The sequence below is a fragment of the Butyrivibrio sp. AE3006 genome, from assembly GCF_000424165.1.
In the GTDB taxonomy this organism is placed as follows: domain Bacteria; phylum Bacillota; class Clostridia; order Lachnospirales; family Lachnospiraceae; genus Butyrivibrio.
Genome location: NZ_AUJJ01000018.1, coordinates 88,474 through 110,548, shown reverse-complemented (window position 1 = coordinate 110,548; position 22,075 = coordinate 88,474). Strand labels below are relative to the sequence as shown.

Below are 22,075 nucleotides of genomic sequence, written 5' to 3'. Positions count from 1 at the left end.
TATGCCGGATTCAGATATAATTTTAGAAGGAAAAAATCTAAATAAAAGCTACGTTGATAAAGGCAAAAAATTACAGGCTTTAAAGGATGTGAGTTTCTTCCTGAAAAATGGAGAGATTCTTGGAATCGTAGGCGAGAGCGGAAGCGGAAAGAGCACACTTCTTCGTCATGTCAGCTGCCTGGAAAAGCCTGATAGTGGAAATCTTTATTATAAGGGAACAGAGTATACAGGTAAGTCTCCGGCCTTTGCCGGAACTTTTCTGCAGATGATATTTCAGGATGCCCAGATGTCTTTTGACCCAAGAATGAAGATGAAAAAAGCCGTTGTGGAAGCCACAAAGGGCTGTGGCCATGAAAAACTGTCACGAATCCTTGAGGCCGTTGGGCTTGATGAGAGTCTTTTGGAGAAAAAGGCAGGAAGCATGTCCGGAGGACAGTGCCAGCGAATGTCAATTGCAAGGGCGCTGTGTTCTGATGCCGGGATTCTTTTGTGCGACGAGGCAACAAGTGCGCTGGATGTTACAACTCAGGCCCAGGTAGTAGCTCTTTTGCAGCAGCTGAGGGAAAAAGAAGGTGTGTCGATCGTATTTGTCTCCCACGACATTGCTCTGGTGAGCATGCTGTGCGACAGGATAATGGTAATGAAAAACGGAGAGTGTGTGGAAGAGGGAGAGACCGGTAAAGTTCTTGGAAATCCACAACATGAGTACACAAAAGAACTGCTTGATAATCTTATTGAGTAACAAACTTTTAGAAAGATAATTGGGGTATACGTAGTAATATGACTAAACTTATGCAGATTCCTTTTGAGGAGGAAGCTGAAGATATTAAAGATAAAGTAGTGACCTATTGGTCAAAGAGAGCTGAGAGCTTTAGTGAGCACAAACACGAGGAAATCCACAGCAGGAAAAAACAGCTGTGGCAGGCGGAGTTTTTAAGGCACTTTTCAGCTGATGATAAGTTGTCTGTTCTGGATGTAGGATGCGGAGCCGGCTTTTTCGAAATGGTGTTGTCGGATTTTGATTTTGACGTGACCGGTGTGGATCTTACGCCTGAGATGATAGATAAGGGAAAAGAGCTGCTTTCGCGTCATGGAGCAAAGGCGCGCCTTATGGTTATGGACGCCGAGAAACTGGATTTTGCCGATAGCTCTTTTGACCTGGTGATAAATAGAAATCTTGTCTGGACACTTCCGCATCCGGTGGAAGCCTACATGGAGTGGCACAGAGTGTTAAAGCCGGGAGGAATGCTGCTTGTGTATGATGCGGAGTATGCAAAGGGATTTCATCACTATGATCAGATGCAGAACCTTGCCCACAAAAATGTGACCGACGCCATGGTAGAGGAGTGCCACGATATTTACCACATGTTATCTATCAGCACTTTGGACAGACCGGAGTGGGACAAGGCTTGTCTTGAAAAGATCGGTTATGAAAATATAGTTACTGATCTTGGGGCGGGAGACAGACTCTATAGCGAGAAAGACCAGTTTTATATGCCTGACAGGATGTTTCTGGTAAAGGCGCAGAAAGCAATAGTCTAATAATATGAATGGAGTTTGAGATGAGAAGAGGAATTGATACTACAGATATGATGGTATATGGCCACGAAGCCTGGATAATCACTGACAAGAGTGTATATAAGCCGGGGGAAGAAGTCTGCGGAATAATGAGGTGGGGACATCACATGAGGCCTGACGGGTTCTTTCGCCTTGATGAAATAAGAGCCTTTGCTACAGATGAAAAAGGAAACAGGATAGCAATAACACCGGTCAAAGGCCCCGGCGATGAGCAGGGAGACTACTACGAGCTTCGCTTTACTCCTGCTTCTGAGGGCATTTACACCCTTATGTGTATTTATGACAATAATTATGTAAGAGATGAAAAAGACGTGTATTATGAGGGCGACAGAAGGACATATCCTGATATTCTTGATGCCAAGAACTATCCTCAGATATATGTGACAAACATAACTGTTGGAGATAAGAAGGGGACTCCCGAATTTATCCATGAATCCAGAGTAAGCTTCGTTCCCGATCCCTGGGAAGCAGACACCGACGTACTTCATTTAAAGCTTATTCACGACAAATTCCCGCTTAAGGGATCCACGGTAGTTGTTGTGTTCTATGATGGAAAAGAGTATTTTGAGAGAATCCTGAACACAGATGAGGAAGGCAGGATATTCTTCTCAGTGGAGAAAAAGGGTGTGTATATGGCCGTTACAAGAACTCCGCTGGCGGAAGGAATTCCCGGAATCTATGACAGCAAAGAGATAGCTTCAACATTCACATACGTTAAAAGGTAATACAAAAACAGGATGCATTCAACATGCATCCTGTTTTTGTATTACTCCGTAGGTCACCATGGGACCATTCTTTATTATGCTAAGAGATGAGCACTGGTGGATCAGAACTCCGTCAGTATCGGCAATGGCTGTGTGAAGGGGCCTTCCAAAGTAATCCCTTATCTCACCAAATTTATCACCTTTTGAAAATTTCTCTCCCACCTTTTTCTCCGGATACCAGCAGCCGGTGAATGGGGCATCGTCGCTGAATTCTCTGAGTTCTGTCTTGGGATATGTCTTGTACTCTCCTTCAATAAGACCAAGGAATTTCAAAATGTTCAGCACATCCTCTTTGTCTGCCTGTACCTCATCCTTTGGAAGCAGGCTTAACTGACCGCGCTCTATTAGAACACTGGGGATTCCGGCCATGGATGCTGTGTTGTAGGCGCCTTCGGTGGTACAGGTACTCTTTACGCAGTAGGAGGCGTTGACGCAGTCCACCATCTTTTTTGCAATATCACTGGCAGGAGAAGCTCCCACGTAGTATGCGTAGGGGATAAGAGTCTCGTATCCGTCTCCGCTATGCAGGTCAATGTAAGCATCAGCGTTTTTGATAAAAACATCAAACAGAAGGCTAGCCAGGCGATCCGCGGCTGAACCATCCTTGTCTCCCGGGAAGACTCTGTTGAGATTCTTGCCATCCTCATAAACAAGGGACATGGTTCTGTTTTCAAAACCTGACCTGTTGGCTAATGGGATGATGATAAGATTTCCTGAAAGGTCTTTGGGAGAAATCTCATTAGAGAGCTCAATAGCTGCCTGAATGCCGACATATTCCGCATTATGGATACCTGCTGTAACTAGTACGGTTTTGCCCGGCTTTTCTCCGCAGATGATGATGTGGGGAATGTGTATCTCAGTTCCGCCGACATGTATATGATCTTTTATCGTCTTGCCGGAGGTAAGTTCGTGTCCGGCTATATTTATTTTCTCCATAGTTTTTAAACCTCACTTCAGAGCCAAGGTTATCATGTTAGGACCGGGACTTTCAAGCCCCCTGGGGGGTTACATAGCTCCCGCGTACACAAAAAACCATAAACATCAGTACCATATCTAATGAACCTCAGCCTTAGGACGCTTGCTAAGTGCTGAGGTTTTTTGTGGGAATTCGGTGTCAAAAACCAAATTTGAATGATAACGATATGATAACGTTCTGAAAAGCTGTGATAATGTTTTGAAACAAATTGATAATGCCGTGATAATTGAAAGGCTTTTTAGGGCATGATATTATTATGATGGACAAGGGAGCAGGCAAGAGCCAAATGCTTCCTTGTTTTTTCTTGGCCAAGAGAATAAAGACATGAACCGGGCATCAGCTCATGAGTGCGTAAGTGCATTTGTGGGACTGGTGCTTTTTTCATGCCGTAAGGCCTGGCGGCGAAAACCGCAGGGCAGCAACCAACAACGGCTCGATTATACAGAAAGAGGTGTATGAATGGATTTCGATACATTCAAAGAGGACCTTGCCAAAGCGGTGAAGGACAGACTCGAGTTGATCTTCGATAGGAAGTATTCAGTTGAGACTCACACAGTTGAGAAGATGAATCAGTCCTACGAAGCTCTGGTAGTGAAACCTGAGGATGGCGTAATTGGTGTGAACATCGGCATCGATGCTGCATTCAAGGAGTATTCCGATGGCAGATCATTTGACATGATAGTCAGACAGATTGCCAGTGCTGCAGAGCACGCCCTTGATAATCATCCTGCGTTTGATCTTGAAGCACTTACCGATTACAGCCAGATGAAAGGCAAACTTGCCATGGAGGTTGTTTCTGCAGAAAGAAATGCAGAGCTCCTTGAGACTGTTCCTCATAAGAACATGGAGGATATGGCGATTGTTTACCGTATTGTTCTTGACTCATCTTCAGAGGGAAGAAGCTCGATTCTTGTGACAAACAAGATGCTTGATAACTACGGTATCACGGCAGAGCAGCTTCATGCTGATGCGATGTCAATTGCTCCGGAGGTAAGACCTGCGGTAATCCAGGGACTGTCCGAGGTGATGGCGGAGATGATGGGTGCCGAGCAGGCAGAAATGCTCGGGCTCGGACCTAAGGCTGATGAGCCTATCTTCGTTGCAACTGTTGAGGATAAGACCCAAGGCGCTGGAATCCTTGCTTACCAGGATTTTATGGATCAGGCGGCTGAAAAGCTGGGTGGCAGTTTCTACATCCTGCCTTCATCAATTCATGAAATTCTCCTTGTGAAGGACAACGGTCAGTTTGACCGCGCTTCCTTAGAGAAGATGGTCAGAGAGGTCAATGCTACCCAGGTAGCTCCTGAGGATAAGCTCACTGATAGTGTTTATCACTACGATTCCCGGGCTAAGGTCTTTGAGCTGGCTGAGAAGTTCGAGGCAAGAGAGGTTGCGGGAAAAGAGAAAGATTCTCTAATCTCAGATCTCAAGGCCAAGAAAGAGGAAGTCTCTAAGGCTCCCAAAAAGGAGGATATAGCTAAAACTCCTAAGACCAAGGGAGGAGAAGCTATCTGACGGAGGGTAAACCATGGAAAACGACTCTACATCCAAAGAGGCGTATCTGTTTGCTTACCATAAGTGTGTGAAGGCGGGAAAACTTACAGGCAAGACCATGATTAAGCTCCTTAAGTGGGCAGTAGTCAAGGGCTGGAATAAGATTTCCGCCTCCAACACGAACAGGCATGGCAAGCAGCGCATCAAACAGCTCATCCGTAAGGACCAGGGTGTTACCAGTGTAGATGTTTCCAAGACTGAGCTTCGTGATTTTCAGATTCTGATGAGTTATCTGTGTCAAGTAACACTTATACAGAGACTATATATACCGCTTGGGAAATAGCGTAGAGGTGAAGAATGAGCCAGTATGCTGATAAGGATTTTGTAGAGATATTCATACCATCTCCGGAGGTCAAGGAGTTGATCTATAAGAATAATCGCCTGTTTAACGACAGGGAAAAAGCAGCGATTATTTGGAATAGTAACTATTGGCTTAAAGAAAAGCATAAAGGACTGGAAGAACTAAAAAGTCAATCTGGGGATGAAGAGCTGATCCGGCAAATTAATGAAAGAATCAGCTATGATAATGAAGCCCTGAAATTGTTTGAGGATAACAATCAAGGATATATCTACATTCTTAGAATATTTGAGGATGGGTATCATTCTAAAGGGCAAATTGTGGGATATTACGGGACCTTTAAGACAGCCTGGAAAGAAGGCGTGGATGAAGGCTGTGGGATGTATCCCTTCGAGATTAAAAAGTGCCAACTTTTATATGATGAGGATGAGAACAGAATTCTGGGGAGGATTGTTTGGCCAGTTCCCGTTAGAGATGAAGAATATTATATTGAAGAAATGAATTTCTTCGAGTGGTCTGCTGGGAAAATGGTTCTTGATGAGAGAGGGCAGATATATATATTTGAATCTAATGAAATGCCATTGGAGAGGTTCGAGGCGGTAAGTGAAGCTACTAAAACCCGGTTTGAGTATATGAATGTTGATATCCCAAATCCATTTAACAAGTTTGATAATGTAAGATTTATTGGTAGTCATCTTGAAAAGACTGAACATGTTGCGGTTGTTACATCTGTTAACAATGCCGGAGTGGATGTCCTTGAATGGGGAAACTCTCGGGGAGGGTGTAGCGAGGAACGATTTAGTCCATGTATGCTCACAAGAAATACGGAGGAGTATTGTAATTGTTTTGATAGGTACACGAGAGTTATTGTAGGGCATGACTATGGGGCAGCAGTATGGATGCAACCAGTCATTATCGACGATGTTGAAAAGATAAGGACAGAAAATGTTCATGAAATCGGAATGAGGATATCTGTCGACTTATATTTCTTCAAGTTTGTTTTGGAAGATGTTTTTTTGAAGTTCTTTAAGCCTGATTTAGAGGTTAACAAAAAGAGATTTACAAAAGCATTCAAGGATGACGGTGAGTTTTTGACTAGCTTTCAGAGTGATTGCCTTGAGCCAAATTTCTATACCTATGAAAGTATTTCTTCAATAATAAAATTATACAGGGACGATGTTGCTGGTTATGCTTTTGATGCCTTGGATAAGTTATTCTATTTGCTTACTAAGATGATGGAACTTTCGCCGGAAGCAGAATATATATCTGTGATGAGCTAAAACTTCTTTTTTAAACCAGAGGTTCAATGCTTTTTGCATTCCGTACAAGTATCATATTAGGCAAAGGAGTACTTATTTATGAATTTGCCTATACCAGAAAAGATGTTGGCATACGCTAAAGAAAAAGGAATATCAAGCATAGTCCTTCAGGGAGAATGGTGTGGAGAAGGTATTCAGAAGAATAGGCTGAAGTTAAAGACACCAGAATGGTTTGTCTTCACTGCAAGAATAGATGACAAGAGAAGTAATCTGGATACCCTTAAGGCTATCTGCGAATATGTAGGATGCCAGATGGTTCCTGTCGAGGAAGAAGGAGACAATCTTGTAGAGAAATATCCTGACGAACAGGCTCTTTTGGCAAGGGCGGATGGGATAGGATACAACGGAACTGTAAGAGAAGGAATTGTAATCCGTCCCAAGGAACCAGTGCATTCCTACACATTAAGCGGTCCGCTATCTATGAAAGTAATAAACAACAAGTATCTTATCAAGAATGGCGATTGATACTCGAGAGTAGATTGGATAAAGGTCATCCAAAAATTGATGGCCTTCCTCCAGACATCAGCCCGCTTATAAAAGGGGATTAACCATAGATGGAATCTAGCGACTAATATAGCACTAGATTCCTTTTTTCTATATAATTGAGTGAGTGATTATTTGGGAAAAAAGGCATTTATGGACACTTCCAGAAAGACAATAAACGTAGTAGCTGCGCTGATCAGAGACGGTAAAAGAGTTTTTGCCACAGCTAGAGGCTATGGAAATTATAAAGGTTGGTGGGAATTTCCGGGCGGAAAAGTTGAACCTGGAGAAAGCCCAGAAGATGCTTTAGTAAGAGAAATTCGAGAAGAGCTTGATTCAGAGATCAGCGTTGATGAGTATATCAGTACAATCGAATATGATTATCCGGAGTTTCATCTATCCATGCGGTGTTACTGGTGCAGTTTGATATCAGGAGATCTTGTGCTAAAAGAGGCTGAGGATGCTAAGTGGCTTGATGTAGAGACCATTGATTCAGTCAAATGGCTTCCGGCGGATATTACTTTGATAGATGAGATAAAGAAGAGGATGGCATAAGCTTTGAGGTGAGCAATGGGAAATGAAAACGGAACCTGGATTATGCACGGCGTTGAGTGGGATGACCCTGAATGCCTGCATACAGTTCAGGATGCAATTGATTACATAAATGAAGTAGGATTTCTGCCACTTTTTAAGAATGATATTCCGGGATTTTCACTTGAGGAGCGTACTGCAGTTGAGTATTGGTGGTGTGGAAATCCTAAAGTGGACCCATGGGAGTGGCGGGAGCTTATTGCCAGGAGTGGAGAGGTTGCTTATGGCAAGTTCTTTGATAAGAAGGCTGGATTTATATCCAAAGAGTGGCTTCCATATTTTGTGAATTATCGCAGAGATGGATATGATTTTGATGCGCTCTGGGATGATGAGAAGGCTTCAAGGCGCCAGAAGAAGATAATGGATTGTTTTGAGATAGAGGATGAGCTTTATTCTAATGACCTCAAGCAGAAAGCGGGCTTTGCTAAAGGCGGAGAAAAGGGCTTTGACGGAGCTGTTACTGACCTTCAGATGAAGACCTATCTTTGCGTCAAGGATTTCAGACAGCGTAAGAACAAAAAGGGTGAGTTCTATGGCTGGCCAATAGCAGTTTACGCCAAGCCTGAGGCTTTGTGGGAATACGAATATGTTACTTCAAAATACAGTGAGGATCCGGAAGAGTCAGGTAAGGCGATTGCTCAGCACATTGTGGAGTTGTACCCAGTAGCAAACGCAGATCAGATAAAAAGACTTATTGGCGGAGCTTTTGGTACAGAAGTAAAGACGAAAAAGGAGAAAACTGACTATCCGCAGAATATTTTTAAGGCTCTTGGATTAGAAAAGGAACCAACAGATGACCAGATTATGGGCCTTGAGTATGCGATCCCCATGATAAAGGAAAGAGAGCAGGAAGTTATAAGGTATAGATTCCAAGAGGGTCTGACCTATAAAGAAATTGGTGAAAAGCTTGGTGTTTCTGACGGAAGAGCAGGACAGGTGTGTAACCTTGCAATACGTAGGCTAAAAAGAGATCTTAGTTTCCAGTGGATCAAAGATGGATATGAGGCAACTGTGAAGAATCATAAGAAAGCAGTGGTTGGACTTTCTGTAGCATTTGAAACTTTGGGAAAATATGAACAGTCGAAGCGGGTGTATGACGATCTTGGCAGTATTAAAGGCCTTAGTTCCGATAATATCAAATGTCTTTTAAATATGGGAATCGATAACGTTGGGCTGCTTGTTCTTCTTGCCCGTCAAAAGAGATGGGAGTGGCAAGTGTTTGGAATTGGTGACTATGCAGCTACGCATATAGAGAAGCTGCTATATGATGAGGGCCTGGATGTGGATATTCAGGATAGAAGTCATTTTGTTTGAGAGGGTTGAGTAGTATGGACGTAAATGAAAAAGACTGGAAGCTTTTCAGAAAGTACCTTCCTGATTGGCAGGAGAACTACATGGAAAAGCTGATCAAAGACTACATTGAGTTCCTAAAAGGTGATGGGCTTGCATCTGACAAGTTCTGGGAGCTTGAAAAGAAGATTAAGGCAGACAAGAAGAATCCAGGAGTTCTTTTGCAGGATGTCAGAAGATCAAATTTCCATATGCATCTGGCGTCATTGGTGGGTTATGAGGTTGTCTCAATGAAGGACCTGAATGGATTCAGTGATGAGACTAAAGAAATAGTAGAGCGTATGGTTAGATGAGTTCAGAATGGGGTTTTGGATTGTAATGGATTTTAAGAAGTTAATGAACTCGGAGGAGTATGAATTCCTCCGGACAAATGAAAGACTTGGAAATAGAATAATGTTGCTGGGCCTTGGAGGCAGTTATTCATATGGTACCAACAATGAAGGCAGCGATATCGATTTTAGGGGAGTGACACTTCAGAAGCCATCTGATCTGTTGGGAATGACTGAATTTGACCAGTACGAAGATGATAAGACAGATACAGTTATTTATGGTTTCAATAAGCTGGTTAAGCTTCTTTTGGAGTGCAACCCAAACACTTGTGAAATGCTAGGACTTGATGAGGACCAGTATCTTATCAAATCGGATTTAGGCCAGGAACTTATAGATAATGCACATCTATTTTTGTCCAAAAGAGCTATCAAGTCTTTTGGAGGATATGCTGACGCGCAACTTCGCAGGCTTCAAAACGCCATAGCAAGGGATACGCTTCCTCAGAGCGACAGGGAAAAGCATATTCTGAAATCTGTTATGAACGCTCTGGATGATGTGAACAGAAGATATTATGGCAAGAATGGAGATATCAGGCTTTACATTGATAAGGCTGAAAATCCAGAGCTGGATACAGAGATTTTTGTGGATGCTAACTATGAACACTTTCCGCTTAGGGACTACACTGATCTTTGGGGAGTGATGAGAAGTGTTGTCCGAGACTATGACAAGATTGGAAAGCGTAACAAGAAAAAGGATGACAACCATCTGAATAAGCATGCTATGCATCTTATCAGACTGTTTATGATGGCCATTGATATTCTTGAAAAGGGTGAGATCATTACCCATAGAGTAAACGATCTTCCTACGCTGCTTGCGATCAGAAAAGGCGATTTCATGAAGGAAGACGGAACCTTTTCTGAGGAGTTTTATGAACTTCTGGAGGAATATGAGAGAAGGCTTGATGAAGCTGCGGCCACGACTAAGCTTCCGGACAATCCTGACATGGAGAAAGTTGAGAAGTTTGTTGAGAGAATCAACAGGATTGCTGTTAACGAGGAGTTTTGATGAGAGATATTGTAAAAGAGATAAATGAAAAACTTGATGAGATAGAAGCTAAGGAAAATGTCAGAATCCTTCATGCAATAGAATCTGGAAGCAGGGCATGGGGCTTTGCATCGCCGGATAGTGACTATGATGTACGCTTTGTTTATGTAAGAAGGAAAGAGGACTATCTGAAACTGAATGAACCAAGAGATGTTATTGAATGGCAGCTTGATGAAGTTCTGGATATCAATGGATGGGATTTAAAGAAAGCTCTTTTGCAGTTTGCACGCGGAAATGCCACTCTTTTTGAATGGAGCGGATCACCAATTGTTTACAGGACTACATCGGAATGGAAAAAGATAACTGAAGTATCAAAACAGTATTTTTCAGAGAAATCCGCAGTATATCATTACTATGGTACTGCTATCAAGACCTATCATGAGTATCTTACCGGCGACAAGGTAAGGTACAAAAAGTACTTCTATGCATTAAGACCGCTGATGGCTTCAATGTATATCGAAGAGAAGCACATGGCTCCTCCTGTATTGTTTGATGATCTTCTAAAAATGGATATTCCTGCTGAACTTAGGGCTGCGATCGATGAACTTCTTGAAATCAAGAAGAGAACAACAGAGAAGGAGGAGAATCCACAACTCCCAGTAATCAAGGCGTTCATTGAATCGGAAATAGAGAAACAGAAGGAAATAGCTGACAGTTTATCTGATGATCACAATAAGGACTGGTCAGCACTCGATAGATTATTCTTGGAGATGCTTGGTGATTGAGATGGGAGTACATACCAGGAGAGATTCTGGATTACATTACGAACTAATACTGATTTTATCAACCACACGTTAAATGACAGGACTGAACTTTCCTATTAAAATAAAAAAGCATAGATGTTGTTTTGGGGTTTAATATCACTGAGATTTGTAGGATGGTAACATAAATATTGAACGATAACATATTTAATGTTATTATAAAAGAAAAATGTTATCGAGGTGATATTATGCTGGAAAATGCTTTAAAAAACGCCTTTGGTATAAACTGTCATTTGGAACAAATTAAACTAAAAGGGTTACCTTTATACATGGTATCAGGAAGAGTCTTCTATAGTGCTGTAATGGGAGATGCATCATTTTTGATTGTCAAATTGTCAGACCGGGAGAAGTTCGGCGTTGTGGCATTCAAAAAGCAGCTTTCTCAGTATATGGAAAAGACAGGGCTTAATGTGGCATTTTGCTTTGATGACATCACAAGAGTACAAAGAGATGCGTTGATAGCAAAAGAGATTCCGTTTATTTCATTACCGGATCAGATTTTTTTGCCTTTCCTTGGGGTAATGCTTAGTAATAACTTAAAAAGAAAAATGATTGTGTCTACAGACAAAATGATGCCAGCAACGCAATGTCTTTTTCTTTATCTGTTATACCAAAGTGGAAATGACTTTTTCATAAAAAAGCAGGCTGCAGATGATCTTGGATTGACGAAAATGTCAATTACCAGAGCTTCAGAGCAACTTAAGCAGATGGACCTTATCAGAGAAGAACGGGTTGGAAAAGAGATAAGGATGGTTCCTAACTATAGAGGGCGTGAGCTATTTGAGGTAGCAAAGGATTATCTGATCAACCCTGTACAGAAGATTGTCCATACAAAGATTACAAAAGAAGAAGGATTATTCATCGCCGGAGAAACGATGCTAAGCAGACATAGTATGCTTGCTGCACCAAGCGAGGATGTATATGCTGTCGTTAAAGGCAGCGATATTGTGAGTGGCTTTGAAGAGATAGATACGAGATGGCAGGATGATATTAGGACGAGTAGAGTAGAACTTTGGAAATATGATCCGGGACTATTTGCGAATAACGGCGAAGTAGATCCGGTATCACTTGCCATGAGCCTGTCAGACAATGCGGATGAACGTATTGAAGGCGAATTACAAAGCTTTTTGGAGGAGTATAAATGGTAGCGGGAATTGATTCTTTTAGAGATAAATTCAGAGGATTTGAAGATTGCTACACAGTCATTGGAGGAGCAGCCTGCGATATTCTTATGTCGGAGGCTGATATTGATTTCAGGCTGACCAAAGATATTGATATGATTCTGATCTTAGAGGATAAAAAGGAAGAGTTTGCAAAAACCTTTTGGGAATATATCAAGGAAGGCAAATACAAATGCGGCTGGAAAAACAGTGATAAAATGCATTTTTACAGATTCACTGAGCCGATTGATGGATATCCTGTGATGATAGAACTGTTTTCAAGAAAGCCTGGGTACAATCTTGAAGTCGAAGAAGGGATTATACCAATTCATATAGATGATGATACTTCCAGTTTATCGGCAATTCTATTGAACGATGATTTTTATGATTTTATGTTAAAAGGGCGAAGAGTTGTTGATGGTATCAGTGTTTTAGGTGCTGATTATATAATTCCTTTTAAAATGTATGCCTGGGTTGATCTGAAGCGAAGAAAATCAAAAGGGGAACATGTTAATGAACGCGACTATAAAAAGCATAAGAACGATGTGTTCAGGCTTCTTCAGATAGTTGACCCTGAAGTAAACATAGAGACCGAAGGACTTGTTCGCGAGAGTATTGAAGCGTTTCTGACAGAAGTTATATCTGAACCTGTAAGGACAGAGCAGCTTGGATTACAGATATCTATGGAGGATGCTTTAGAAATCCTTCGTTCAAAGTACTTATAAGAACAATAAATAGATAAGTGTATTAGATTTATTTCTTTTTACGGTTAGATAAGAGTAGCCCTGCAAGCAGCGTAACTGGTACGGCAAGTACTGATATCAGTGCAGTTGCTCCTGTAGTAATGCTGCTCTTATTATTTTTGCGGTTATCTGTATTGTTTTCGCTCATGAATATTGCCCTTTCTTGACTTCGCCATCTGTCATGGTCACATATTTCGCTAAAATGGTGGAATATGTTATTCCCAGACTCATACTTCGATATGTATTCGTAATATCGTCTCAAATATAATGATATCATCAACAAGGAAATTATAAAGAGTACTGTTGAGAAAGAGGACAAAGTTATGGAAAAAAATACAAGATTTGAAAGGGTTTATGTTCAGGGCGCAGTTAATGTTACTGAGATCTGGGTTGACAAGGATACAGGCGTAAACTATCTGTATCATGTCAGCGGATATTCCGGAGGACTTACCCCTTTGCTGGACAGGGAAGGTAAGCCGGTAATCAGTCCAGTTGCAAATAGATAACATTTACGAATGGAGGGAAATGCTATGAATCTTATCTGGGGACTTATACTTGGTGCAATCGCTGGATTCATTGCCAGCAAGCTAATGAATGAAAAGTCAGGAACTATCAAGAATATACTTCTTGGTATCGGCGGTGGATTTGTAGGAGGCCTTGTGTTTAAGCTTCTCGGATTTACTGCTACAGGAATGATCGGAAGCCTTATTGTTTCAACGGTAGGTGCTTGCATCTGCATCTGGGCTGGAAGAAAGCTCTTTTCATAAATGTAATGGAAATATTTAGGAGGAGTCCTTATCTATTGTTGAAGTGGGGACTTCTTTTTTGTGTGTGATAGAATAGGATTAATTACTTTGCGTATAGGGGGAATTAAGGTGAAAGAGCATTTTCAGATAAAAGATAGGTTTTTTGACATAATATGTAAAAATCCTTCACGCGATGGTTTCGTAACTTTTGTTAAAGAATCATGTGGTGAGCAAGACAATATAGATTTTAAGGAAAAGTGGATTGAGAAGAGCAAGTTGGCAAAAATAATGCTGGCGATTGCAAATTCAGGTGGCGGAATGGTTGTCATTGGGATAAAAGACAACAACTGTTACAAAATGCTGTAGGTCTGAGCTATTTAACTGCATCCGAGTTCATTGAACCCAGGCAGATTGACGAAAACATATATAAAAATACTAAACTTTCAGTTGAGGAAAAGCAGAAGTCATTTTCATCATTTGATTTTTCCTCCATGTTCATTATCTTCAAAACACATTTGGTGATTATAGAATGGTTTTTTCATAAGGGCTTGTCACTTAACCGCTGGTTGAATTCTGGAATCTGATCAAATTTTTCAACTAATGGTTAAATGCAATCCTGAGAAAGGTCATCTATTATTGATATATGAGATGACGTTGAATTGAAGAGGAGTACAAATGAGCTACGATATATATTTAAAAGAAAAGTCAACAGGTGAATTTTCAGTTTCTCTTAGTAGTAGGAGATTAAAAAATCCTAATATATATCCCTATAATGTATTTAAAAACAAGGATATCGAACCATTTGTCTTTGCTCCTATTACTGTTCTGTATGGTAATAATGGATCTGGAAAATCAACAATTCTCAATATTATTGCAAATAAACTTATGCTCAAGGGTAAGGAGTATTCGACTTCCAATACATTTGGAACAGTCGACTACTGCGGTCAGTTCTCAAATGAGTGTACCTATAGAGGAGAAACTCCTGAGGAAGCTTTGAGTAATAGTAGAGAGTTTGTTCAAAAATATCTTGATGATACCGAAGGAAAATGATTTTTAAACCACAGGTTTAGTTTTTTTACATAGCATATGTGATATACTACTCTTTACAAGCGGCTGTTGTTAATCCTTAAAAGAAATGTGGTTAAAAACGATAAATATAGCAAAAGCGTTAATAAGGAGGCGGCTATGGATATCTTTGATGTTTTTGTGGACATGCAGGCTACTGGAACAAGAATTAAGGAGCTTAGAAAGCAGAGTAATATGCGTGTTTGCGAACTGGCTGAAGCACTTGGACTTGAGTCGGAACAGGCTATTTACAAATGGCAGCGCGGACAGTGTTTACCAAATGTTGATAATCTTGTAAGACTTAGTATTATATTCGGATGTCATATAGAGGACATCCTTATGAATAACATGGAAATGGAAGAGGACGCGAGTCCTCTTCTTCCTTTTTTAGGGTTCGGAGTTTTGTCCGAGCCTTTTTTCAACTACGTGTTGAATGATATTTGTCATTACAAAATCTACAATTATTGGTATAGATACTCTGGTATAAAGGTTATGGAGGAAATGAACGGAATGGATGCAAATGTAATTACAGGTATATTAGCAACCATAGTGATGGTGGCAGTCTTTGTGCTATCGTCAGGATTTTTAGTTATGGGGTCAATTACAATGGAAATATATGACGAAAAAACAAAGAATGAAAAGAAATTAATTCGGTATATGGGGAATGTGGTATTAATCATCATGAGTCTTGTGGTATGCGTATCAGTGTGGATGCGCTTTGATGCAATGGTTTGTTTTGCCATACTGGTTCCGATGATGACTAGAAGTATTGAAGATGCTCTCTGCTCTACCACATATATTGGAAAAGTTATGAAGTACTTATTGATGTTACTTTTTTTGACTGGATTCGTATTAATACTTGCCGCTTTTAGGTATGATGGAATACTTGAAAACAATATGGTAAAGGGCATGATTCTTATAGCAGTATCTGCGGTACCTTTTAAGGCGTTTGTGGATATGTTTAATACAGATGATACAGAAGATAGCGAGAGTAGCGAGAATTGAGCTATGTGTGGTATTTATTGGACACCAATTTTGATACTATATGGGTATAGGATAGATTTATTACCCTGAAATACTTGCAAGAATCAATCGCATGGGTAAGCAGGAGCTTTGGAGAAACAGTTCCCCAATCTGGGCAAGGCCACAGCAGGATTTTTACCGGATGTTCAGGGATGATGTTTTATATCAGATTGTAGGTCATACTCCTGTAGAAGAACCACTTGATTCGTATGGGGTGCTTTCGTTAGATCTTTTTTCAACTTATTCTAATGGGGATCCATATGGTAATCAGAAGCTGTACATCGTCGACACTGTGACAAGAGAATACAATGAGGCAAAATTGCCTCCAAAAAGATCAAAATGATTAATAAATATCCTGCATATGGACACTATAAAGCCAGTTTTGACCGGCTTTTGTGGTGTCCTTTTAAAGAGTGAAAACTACTGGTAAGGCTTTGTATAGTATGCAAAGTTACTGCTCCTTTATACTGGTAATACATATTTAATAATATATGGCATGTAGGCGGTATATAATAGATATAGCTTGCGCAGGTTGATTTCCTTGCTAAGATATCTGAGCGGAACGAGATCATGATTGAGAGGGATCAGAGTAACAAGGATTCAGCAAGGCGTATAAAAATGATTTATACCTGGGCACAGAAAAATGGTTATAACGAAATTTGGACGCCCAAGAAAATGAGTGTTTAATGTAAATGTCAGAAAACTGACGTGAGGAATATATATGTTGGAACCAGGATTATATGAACAGGTCATAAATAAACAGATACAGTCAGAGCTTACAGGATCTTCAGATGATTTAAAGCGAGTTGAGAAGATTGATGGAGCTGAAGCATCGGAGATACTTTCAAAGTATGTTTCGGAAGTACTTCATAAGGCGCTGGATCGTATTTCTGATGATGAAAATCTTGAGGCGAAGATTGATCTGGTTAATAAGGTCGTTGGTCTGATATCAGAAGAAAATGATTTAAATGATCTGAAGGAATTGGCAGTAGCTGATAGTGCTGAGCAGCTGCTGGCGCTGCTTTCAGAAAATGATCCTATGTACAAAATTGGTCAGCGTAAGGCCAAGGATATAGTGCGCCCAGAAACATCTGTTGCACAGAGTAGTCTGTTTACCGGGGCTATTCATGAACCGCAGATGTATTCTGAACTTAAGAAGGAAATGGAGACAGCAGACAGAATTGATATGCTTGTCTCTTTTATTAAATGGAGCGGTTTAAGGCTTTTATACGATGAGCTAAAGAGCTTTACAGAGCGAGGAGGAAAGCTACGGATTATTACCACTTCATATATGGGAGCCACTGATGCGAAGGCAATAGATGAGCTATGTGATCTTCCTAGGACAGAGGTGAGAATATCCTACGATACTAAGCGCACAAGGCTTCATGCCAAGGCATACATTTTTTATAGAAAAACAGGCTTTACTACTGCATATGTAGGTTCGTCAAACATGTCAAATGTAGCTATGTCCAGCGGACTGGAGTGGAACATTAAAGTTACCACAAAGGATATGGCTCCTACGATACAGAAGATAGAAGCAACTTTTGAGAGCTACTGGAATTCTACAACCTTTGAGAAGTATACCCATGATAGCTATGATAAGTTAAGGACTGCACTAAGAGCTGAGAGGCGAGGAAAGAATACAGAGGGCTATGGTTTTATTGTAGACATCAATCCATATCCTTATCAGCAGGAGATACTGGATAGGCTAAGTGCCGAAAGAAAAATCAGAGGACGAAATAGAAACCTTGTTGTTGCTGCTACGGGTACAGGTAAAACTCTTATTGCGGCATTTGATTACAGAAGATTTTGTAAGATGCATCCGGATAAGCAGAATAAGCTCCTTTTTGTAGTGCATAGAGAAGAGATTCTTAGGCAGAGCAGAGAGGTGTTCAGGGCTGTTTTAAAGGATCCAAATTTTGGTGAGTTGTATGTTGGCGGCGAGAAGCCGGAAAACTTGGATCATCTTTTTGTATCGATACAGACAGTGGCTTCACAGGAGTTATATAACATACTTCCTGCGAATCATTATGATTTTATCGTAGTAGATGAGTTCCATCACGCTGCGGCACCTACATATCAAGGGCTGTTAAGCTCATTAAAACCACAGATATTGTTGGGGCTCACAGCTACACCGGAACGTATGGATGGAAAGAACGTCCTGGATTACTTTGATGGCAGAATAGCTGCAGAAATAAGACTTCCTGAGGCGATTGAGAGAAAACTATTAAGTCCTTTCCAGTATTTTGGAGTATCCGATGAGACGGATCTCTCAGAAGTAAGATGGGTCAGAGGTGGCTATGATAAATCAGAGCTGAGTAATCTGTATTCGCTCAACAGAACTATTGCAGAGAAGCGAGCAAATCATATCATCAATTCTTTATATAAGTATGTGACGGATATGGACAGTGTTCATGGCCTGGGATTCTGTGTTTCCATAGAACACGCAAAGTTCATGAGTGACTACTTTAACGAAAAGGGCATTCCGGCAATAGCGCTTACATCGAGATCTTCAGATGATGACAGGGTCAATGCTAAGAAGATGTTACTATCTGGTGAGATTAAGTTTATCTTTGTTGTTGATCTGTACAATGAGGGAATAGATATTCCGGAGGTTGAGACTGTTTTGTTCTTAAGACCTACGGAATCACTTACGGTGTTCTTACAGCAGCTTGGTAGAGGGCTTCGGTTGTCGGATGGAAAGGAATGCCTGACAGTTCTTGATTTTATCGGGCAGGCTAATAAGAAATATAACTTCGAAGAGAAGTTTTCAGCGCTGCTTGCTAATACAAATCACAGCGTCCAGTATGAAATAAAGCATGGATTTACTGCGCTTCCAAAGGGCTGTTATGTGCAGCTGGAAAAGAAGGCTTCTCAGGTTATTCTAAATAATATAAAGCAATCCTTTGATAGTAGGGCAGGGCTTGTATCAAGAATTGAGACATTTGCAGAGGACAGCGGATTAGAACTGTCTTTGAAAAATTTCCTGAGCTACTATCATCTGAGTCCCTATAGTATTTATGCCAAATACTCCTTTGTGAGACTTTGTGCTGATGCCGGTGTGATCAGTGATTTTAATGAGCCGATTGAAGAGAAAATGACAAAGGCCTTTGCAAAGCTTATCGCGGTGGATTCTGCGAAATGGATCCGGTTTTTACTGGATGTCTTGCCAAGAGTAAATGACATAAACATTAGTATGTTGCCTGAAGCTGAGAAGCGGATGATGCAGATGTTCTACGTAACACTGTGGCAGAGTACTGTGGATGATTGGAATTCTCTGGAAGTAAAGCAGAATTTGTCAGAGCTTTACAATAGCAAAAATATGTTTAGCGAGTTGATTGAACTTCTTAACTACAACCTCGAAAGGATTGATGTAGTGGGTGATGAAGTAGATCTGGGATTTGATTGTCCGCTAGAATTATACTGTACTTATACCAGGGATCAGATCCTTGTAGCCATGGATTTTATGAAGCCGCAGACTGTAAGAGAAGGTGTGAAGTGGCTTGAAGATAAGCAGGTGGATGTGTTCTTTGTAACGCTTAATAAAGCAGATAAGGATTATTCACCTACAACAATGTACAATGATTATTCTATCAATGAGGAGTTTTTCCATTGGCAGAGTCAGAGTACAACGTCGGATACTTCTCAGACCGGGCAGAGATATATTAACCATGTTCATGAGGGAAGTAAGATCCTGTTATTTGTAAGAGAGTTTAAGAAGGATTTGGCAGGTGCTGCGCCATACACGTATCTGGGGACTGCAAAATATGTGAGCCATTACGGCAGCAGGCCTATGAATATAACATGGCACCTGGATAATCCGATACCTGCTAAATATATCAAGAAGACAAGCAAACTGGAAGTAGGATGATTATTTGGGAAAATCAAAAACGTTTGCATTATCAATAGTTTGAATATTCACTACATAATCAAAGGAGACCAGCGAATATGAACTTTGAAACTATTTGGACTAATATTAAGCAAACCCATCTAAAAGAGGCGATATGACAGAATTTGGAAATACTGCACTGGCAAATTTAAAGCAATACTTTGGTTATGATTCGTTTAAACCTGGCCAGGGCGAAATTATAAATACAATATTAGATGAGAAAAGGGATGTGCTGGCAATAATGCCGACCGGTGCAGGTAAGTCCATCTGCTATCAGATTCCGGCTATAATGCTGCCAGGCATCACAATTGTTATTTCACCGCTTATTTCACTGATGCAGGATCAAGTAAAATCTCTGAATGCAGCGGGAATTCATGCTGCTTATATCAATTCATCCCTTACGGATTCACAGATAACAAAGGCCATTGAGATGGCAAAGTCAGGGACATACAAGATTATTTATGTTGCGCCGGAGCGTCTGGACAACTGGGAGTTTACGAATTTTGCAGACAGTGCTGAGATATCAATGGTTACAGTTGATGAGGCACACTGCATTTCCCAATGGGGACAAGATTTCAGACCGAGTTACCTGAATATAGTGAAATTTGTTGAAAGGCTTCCAAAAAGACCTATCGTTAGTGCATTTACTGCAACCGCTACGGAAGAGGTAAAACGTGACATAGAATGCGTATTAAAACTCCAGAATCCCGGTGTTTTTGTTACAGGGTTTGACAGAGAGAATCTGTATTTTTCTGTTGAGCATATAAAAAACAAGGATGACTATATAAGAAAATATGTCAAAGACCATAGTAACGAGAGCGGAATAATATACTGTGCAACCAGGAAGAATGTTGATGCAGTTTTTGAAATGCTGACTTTGGATGGTGTTCCCGTGGTCAGATATCATGCAGGCCTTGATAACGAGTATAGAAAGAACAGTCAGAATGATTTTATATTTGACAGGAAACCTGTTATTGTTGCCACCAATGCGTTTGGCATGGGTATAGATAAATCTAATGTCCGGTACGTAATTCACTACAATATGCCTCAGAGCATGGAGAACTACTACCAGGAAGCAGGAAGAGCTGGACGTGATGGTGAGAATTCACAGTGCATTTTGCTGTTTTCTGCCCAGGATATTATGATAAATAAGTTTCTTCTGGATAAGAAGGATTTCAGCGAGGTAGATCCTGAAGATGAAGAACTCATCAGACAGCGAGATCTTAAGCGCCTTAAGGTGATGGAAGGCTATTGCAGGACAACCGGGTGTCTGAGGAATTATATACTTGAGTATTTTGGCGAAGAAGTAAGCGCTCCATGCGATAACTGCGGGAACTGCCATCGTGAGTATAAAGAGATTGATATGACTGATGCTGCTAAACAGGTCATCAACTGTGTATATGAGACCAAAGGCAGATACGGGATGAATATTGTTCTGGGTACACTTGTGGGTGCAAACAGAGCAAGGCTTCGTGAGCTTGGGACTGATAACTATAAGACATATGGTGCTCTTAAAAATCTCAGTGAAGCAGAGATACGTCTTTTGATGAATCAGATGATCATGGACGGATATATAATTCAGACCGATGACAGATATAGTGTGGTTAAACTGGGGAATATAGAGGCACTGAAGGAGCCTGATGCGAAAGTTCTTCTACGGACTTACGAAGAAAAAGAGGTTAGTGTAAGGGCAGGAAGATCCAAGGCGAGAAGCACGGATTCACTTACTAAAGCGGGATATGAACTGTTTGAGGCACTGAGAACACTCAGGACGGAAATTGCAAGAAGGGAAGGCATGCCGCCTTACATTGTTTTCAGTGACAAGACTCTGATTGATATGTGCGCCAAACTTCCCTCAAATGAGCAGGAAATGCTTGGAGTTTCCGGGGTTGGTACTAATAAATTTGATAAATACGGTAAAGAATTCTTGGAAAAAATAGCTGAGTTCATGAGTGTAAATCCTGATGCTGTTATCAGTATGCCTGTTTCTGGCGGTGAAGACGATGATGAATTCGTGTATAGGAGAGGTATTACAAAGAAGAAAAAAGTTGATTTTTATCTCCCCAAGGAAGATATAGAGAAGTTTGAATATAAGGATCTTTATTACATGACCGAGATCAAGGATGAACTGAACCGCATATGCTCCGCTGATGATGTAAAGAAGATAGTGGGGACGAGAATCTGGGATGTGTTGGCAGAAAAAGGTCTGGTGGGTGAGAAGTTTCTTAGTGGTATTAGCCAGAAATATCCAACAGCAGAAGGCAAGGAGCTGGGAATTGTCTCTGTGGACAGGGAGAGCATGAAGGGTAATCATTATACCGTTTTGATGTATCCGCCTTCAGTACAGAAAATGATTGTTGAATACTATGCTAATATTCATAGAGACGGCGAGTAAGAGTAA

Annotated in this window: 24 protein-coding genes; 22 read left to right on the top strand and 2 right to left on the bottom strand. The window is 40.8% G+C overall.

Annotation, left to right across the window (positions count from 1 at the left end; genetic code table 11):
* Position 1 precedes the first annotated feature (1 nt).
* From G603_RS0110425 to G603_RS0110415, 3 genes are read left to right on the top strand one after another with little or no spacing between them, the layout of a single operon-like run.
* Entirely contained in the window at positions 2-742 is a 741-nt protein-coding gene (locus tag G603_RS0110425; protein ID WP_026670194.1) for an ABC transporter ATP-binding protein, read from the top strand.
* A gap of 38 nt (positions 743-780) precedes the next feature.
* A complete protein-coding gene (locus G603_RS0110420) occupies positions 781-1,542 on the top strand; it encodes a class I SAM-dependent methyltransferase (RefSeq protein ID WP_022770373.1) in 762 nt (253 codons plus the stop codon).
* A gap of 20 nt (positions 1,543-1,562) precedes the next feature.
* Entirely contained in the window at positions 1,563-2,303 is a 741-nt protein-coding gene (locus G603_RS0110415; protein WP_026670193.1) for a DUF4198 domain-containing protein, read from the top strand.
* A gap of 18 nt (positions 2,304-2,321) precedes the next feature.
* Here G603_RS0110415 and G603_RS0110410 read toward each other — a convergent pair whose 3' ends face one another.
* On the bottom strand, positions 2,322-3,278 hold the full coding sequence (locus G603_RS0110410; protein ID WP_022779916.1) for a succinylglutamate desuccinylase/aspartoacylase family protein: 957 nt from the start codon (positions 3,276-3,278) through the stop codon (positions 2,322-2,324).
* A gap of 499 nt (positions 3,279-3,777) precedes the next feature.
* On the opposite strand from G603_RS0110410, the gene G603_RS0110405 reads away from it, so the two are divergent.
* From G603_RS0110405 to G603_RS0110355, 11 genes are all read left to right on the top strand, one after another.
* Positions 3,778-4,833 carry a DUF5688 family protein gene (locus G603_RS0110405; protein WP_026670192.1) on the top strand — a complete coding sequence of 352 codons (1,056 nt, stop codon included), beginning with the start codon at positions 3,778-3,780 and terminating at the stop codon, positions 4,831-4,833.
* A 13-nt stretch (positions 4,834-4,846) separates the two neighbouring features.
* Complete coding sequence (locus G603_RS0110400) at positions 4,847-5,155, top strand: DUF3801 domain-containing protein (RefSeq protein WP_026670191.1); 309 nt, start codon at positions 4,847-4,849, stop codon at positions 5,153-5,155.
* Positions 5,156-5,169: 14 nt separating this feature from the next.
* A complete protein-coding gene (locus G603_RS0110395; protein WP_026670190.1) occupies positions 5,170-6,450 on the top strand; it encodes a hypothetical protein in 1,281 nt (426 codons plus the stop codon).
* A gap of 78 nt (positions 6,451-6,528) precedes the next feature.
* A complete protein-coding gene (locus G603_RS0110390; RefSeq protein ID WP_026670189.1) occupies positions 6,529-6,954 on the top strand; it encodes an RNA ligase family protein in 426 nt (141 codons plus the stop codon).
* A gap of 171 nt (positions 6,955-7,125) precedes the next feature.
* Positions 7,126-7,527 (top strand): (deoxy)nucleoside triphosphate pyrophosphohydrolase, encoded by a 402-nt coding sequence (locus G603_RS0110385; protein ID WP_035792757.1) that lies wholly within the window; start codon positions 7,126-7,128, stop codon positions 7,525-7,527.
* A gap of 15 nt (positions 7,528-7,542) precedes the next feature.
* A complete protein-coding gene (locus G603_RS23145) occupies positions 7,543-8,877 on the top strand; it encodes an AlkZ-related protein (RefSeq protein ID WP_081669892.1) in 1,335 nt (444 codons plus the stop codon).
* A gap of 14 nt (positions 8,878-8,891) precedes the next feature.
* Positions 8,892-9,206: a hypothetical protein gene (locus G603_RS0110375; protein ID WP_026670187.1), complete on the top strand. Its 315-nt coding sequence runs from the start codon at positions 8,892-8,894 to the stop codon at positions 9,204-9,206.
* 7 nt (positions 9,207-9,213) lie between these two features.
* A complete protein-coding gene (locus tag G603_RS0110370) occupies positions 9,214-10,248 on the top strand; it encodes a nucleotidyltransferase domain-containing protein (RefSeq protein WP_330367629.1) in 1,035 nt (344 codons plus the stop codon).
* Positions 10,248-11,012 carry a nucleotidyltransferase domain-containing protein gene (locus tag G603_RS0110365; RefSeq protein ID WP_026670185.1) on the top strand — a complete coding sequence of 255 codons (765 nt, stop codon included), beginning with the start codon at positions 10,248-10,250 and terminating at the stop codon, positions 11,010-11,012. Before G603_RS0110370 ends, G603_RS0110365 begins: the two co-directional genes overlap by 1 nt.
* Before the next feature lie 305 nt (positions 11,013-11,317).
* A complete protein-coding gene (locus tag G603_RS0110360; RefSeq protein WP_155832663.1) occupies positions 11,318-12,196 on the top strand; it encodes a MarR family transcriptional regulator in 879 nt (292 codons plus the stop codon).
* On the top strand, positions 12,190-12,933 hold the full coding sequence (locus tag G603_RS0110355; protein WP_026670183.1) for a hypothetical protein: 744 nt from the start codon (positions 12,190-12,192) through the stop codon (positions 12,931-12,933). Before G603_RS0110360 ends, G603_RS0110355 begins: the two co-directional genes overlap by 7 nt.
* A 28-nt stretch (positions 12,934-12,961) precedes the next feature.
* On the opposite strand, the gene G603_RS22380 is transcribed toward G603_RS0110355, so the two are convergent.
* A complete protein-coding gene (locus G603_RS22380) occupies positions 12,962-13,099 on the bottom strand; it encodes a hypothetical protein (protein WP_155832662.1) in 138 nt (45 codons plus the stop codon).
* Positions 13,100-13,274: 175 nt separating this feature from the next.
* Between G603_RS22380 and G603_RS0110350 the strand changes: the two genes are divergently transcribed.
* The 8 genes from G603_RS0110350 to recQ all read left to right on the top strand — a co-directional run bounded on the left by G603_RS0110350 (position 13,275) and on the right by recQ (position 22,069).
* Positions 13,275-13,457 carry a DUF6440 family protein gene (locus G603_RS0110350; RefSeq protein WP_026670182.1) on the top strand — a complete coding sequence of 61 codons (183 nt, stop codon included), beginning with the start codon at positions 13,275-13,277 and terminating at the stop codon, positions 13,455-13,457.
* A gap of 24 nt (positions 13,458-13,481) precedes the next feature.
* Positions 13,482-13,718 carry a GlsB/YeaQ/YmgE family stress response membrane protein gene (locus G603_RS0110345; protein WP_026670181.1) on the top strand — a complete coding sequence of 79 codons (237 nt, stop codon included), beginning with the start codon at positions 13,482-13,484 and terminating at the stop codon, positions 13,716-13,718.
* A gap of 108 nt (positions 13,719-13,826) precedes the next feature.
* Positions 13,827-14,063, top strand: coding sequence for an AlbA family DNA-binding domain-containing protein (locus G603_RS0110340; protein ID WP_026670180.1), 237 nt, complete (start codon positions 13,827-13,829; stop codon positions 14,061-14,063).
* 309 nt (positions 14,064-14,372) lie between these two features.
* Positions 14,373-14,747 carry an ATP-binding cassette domain-containing protein gene (locus G603_RS0110335; RefSeq protein ID WP_026670179.1) on the top strand — a complete coding sequence of 125 codons (375 nt, stop codon included), beginning with the start codon at positions 14,373-14,375 and terminating at the stop codon, positions 14,745-14,747.
* Between the two features lie 135 nt (positions 14,748-14,882).
* Entirely contained in the window at positions 14,883-15,767 is an 885-nt protein-coding gene (locus tag G603_RS22005) for a helix-turn-helix domain-containing protein (RefSeq protein WP_081669889.1), read from the top strand.
* Positions 15,768-15,858: 91 nt separating this feature from the next.
* Complete coding sequence (locus tag G603_RS0110325) at positions 15,859-16,128, top strand: hypothetical protein (RefSeq protein WP_026670178.1); 270 nt, start codon at positions 15,859-15,861, stop codon at positions 16,126-16,128.
* Positions 16,129-16,506: 378 nt separating this feature from the next.
* A complete protein-coding gene (locus tag G603_RS0110315; protein ID WP_026670177.1) occupies positions 16,507-19,656 on the top strand; it encodes a DUF3427 domain-containing protein in 3,150 nt (1,049 codons plus the stop codon).
* A 133-nt stretch (positions 19,657-19,789) separates the two neighbouring features.
* A complete protein-coding gene (recQ, locus tag G603_RS0110310) occupies positions 19,790-22,069 on the top strand; it encodes a DNA helicase RecQ (protein WP_026670176.1) in 2,280 nt (759 codons plus the stop codon).
* Positions 22,070-22,075: the final 6 nt, after the last annotated feature.

Bases quoted from the DNA above. Each gene is read 5' to 3' on its own strand.
- G603_RS0110425 (WP_026670194.1), top strand. From the start codon at position 2: ATGCCGGATTCAGATATAATTTTAGAAGGAAAAAATCTAAATAAAAGC.
- G603_RS0110420 (WP_022770373.1), top strand. From the start codon at position 781: ATGACTAAACTTATGCAGATTCCTTTTGAGGAGGAAGCTGAAGATATT.
- G603_RS0110415 (WP_026670193.1), top strand. From the start codon at position 1,563: ATGAGAAGAGGAATTGATACTACAGATATGATGGTATATGGCCACGAA.
- G603_RS0110410 (WP_022779916.1), bottom strand. From the start codon at position 3,278: ATGGAGAAAATAAATATAGCCGGACACGAACTTACCTCCGGCAAGACG.
- G603_RS0110405 (WP_026670192.1), top strand. From the start codon at position 3,778: ATGGATTTCGATACATTCAAAGAGGACCTTGCCAAAGCGGTGAAGGAC.
- G603_RS0110400 (WP_026670191.1), top strand. From the start codon at position 4,847: ATGGAAAACGACTCTACATCCAAAGAGGCGTATCTGTTTGCTTACCAT.
- G603_RS0110395 (WP_026670190.1), top strand. From the start codon at position 5,170: ATGAGCCAGTATGCTGATAAGGATTTTGTAGAGATATTCATACCATCT.
- G603_RS0110390 (WP_026670189.1), top strand. From the start codon at position 6,529: ATGAATTTGCCTATACCAGAAAAGATGTTGGCATACGCTAAAGAAAAA.
- G603_RS0110385 (WP_035792757.1), top strand. From the start codon at position 7,126: ATGGACACTTCCAGAAAGACAATAAACGTAGTAGCTGCGCTGATCAGA.
- G603_RS23145 (WP_081669892.1), top strand. From the start codon at position 7,543: ATGGGAAATGAAAACGGAACCTGGATTATGCACGGCGTTGAGTGGGAT.
- G603_RS0110375 (WP_026670187.1), top strand. From the start codon at position 8,892: ATGGACGTAAATGAAAAAGACTGGAAGCTTTTCAGAAAGTACCTTCCT.
- G603_RS0110370 (WP_330367629.1), top strand. From the start codon at position 9,214: ATGGGGTTTTGGATTGTAATGGATTTTAAGAAGTTAATGAACTCGGAG.
- G603_RS0110365 (WP_026670185.1), top strand. From the start codon at position 10,248: ATGAGAGATATTGTAAAAGAGATAAATGAAAAACTTGATGAGATAGAA.
- G603_RS0110360 (WP_155832663.1), top strand. From the start codon at position 11,318: ATGGTATCAGGAAGAGTCTTCTATAGTGCTGTAATGGGAGATGCATCA.
- G603_RS0110355 (WP_026670183.1), top strand. From the start codon at position 12,190: ATGGTAGCGGGAATTGATTCTTTTAGAGATAAATTCAGAGGATTTGAA.
- G603_RS22380 (WP_155832662.1), bottom strand. From the start codon at position 13,099: ATGAGCGAAAACAATACAGATAACCGCAAAAATAATAAGAGCAGCATT.
- G603_RS0110350 (WP_026670182.1), top strand. From the start codon at position 13,275: ATGGAAAAAAATACAAGATTTGAAAGGGTTTATGTTCAGGGCGCAGTT.
- G603_RS0110345 (WP_026670181.1), top strand. From the start codon at position 13,482: ATGAATCTTATCTGGGGACTTATACTTGGTGCAATCGCTGGATTCATT.
- G603_RS0110335 (WP_026670179.1), top strand. From the start codon at position 14,373: ATGAGCTACGATATATATTTAAAAGAAAAGTCAACAGGTGAATTTTCA.
- G603_RS22005 (WP_081669889.1), top strand. From the start codon at position 14,883: ATGGATATCTTTGATGTTTTTGTGGACATGCAGGCTACTGGAACAAGA.
- G603_RS0110325 (WP_026670178.1), top strand. From the start codon at position 15,859: ATGGGTAAGCAGGAGCTTTGGAGAAACAGTTCCCCAATCTGGGCAAGG.
- G603_RS0110315 (WP_026670177.1), top strand. From the start codon at position 16,507: ATGTTGGAACCAGGATTATATGAACAGGTCATAAATAAACAGATACAG.
- recQ (WP_026670176.1), top strand. From the start codon at position 19,790: ATGACAGAATTTGGAAATACTGCACTGGCAAATTTAAAGCAATACTTT.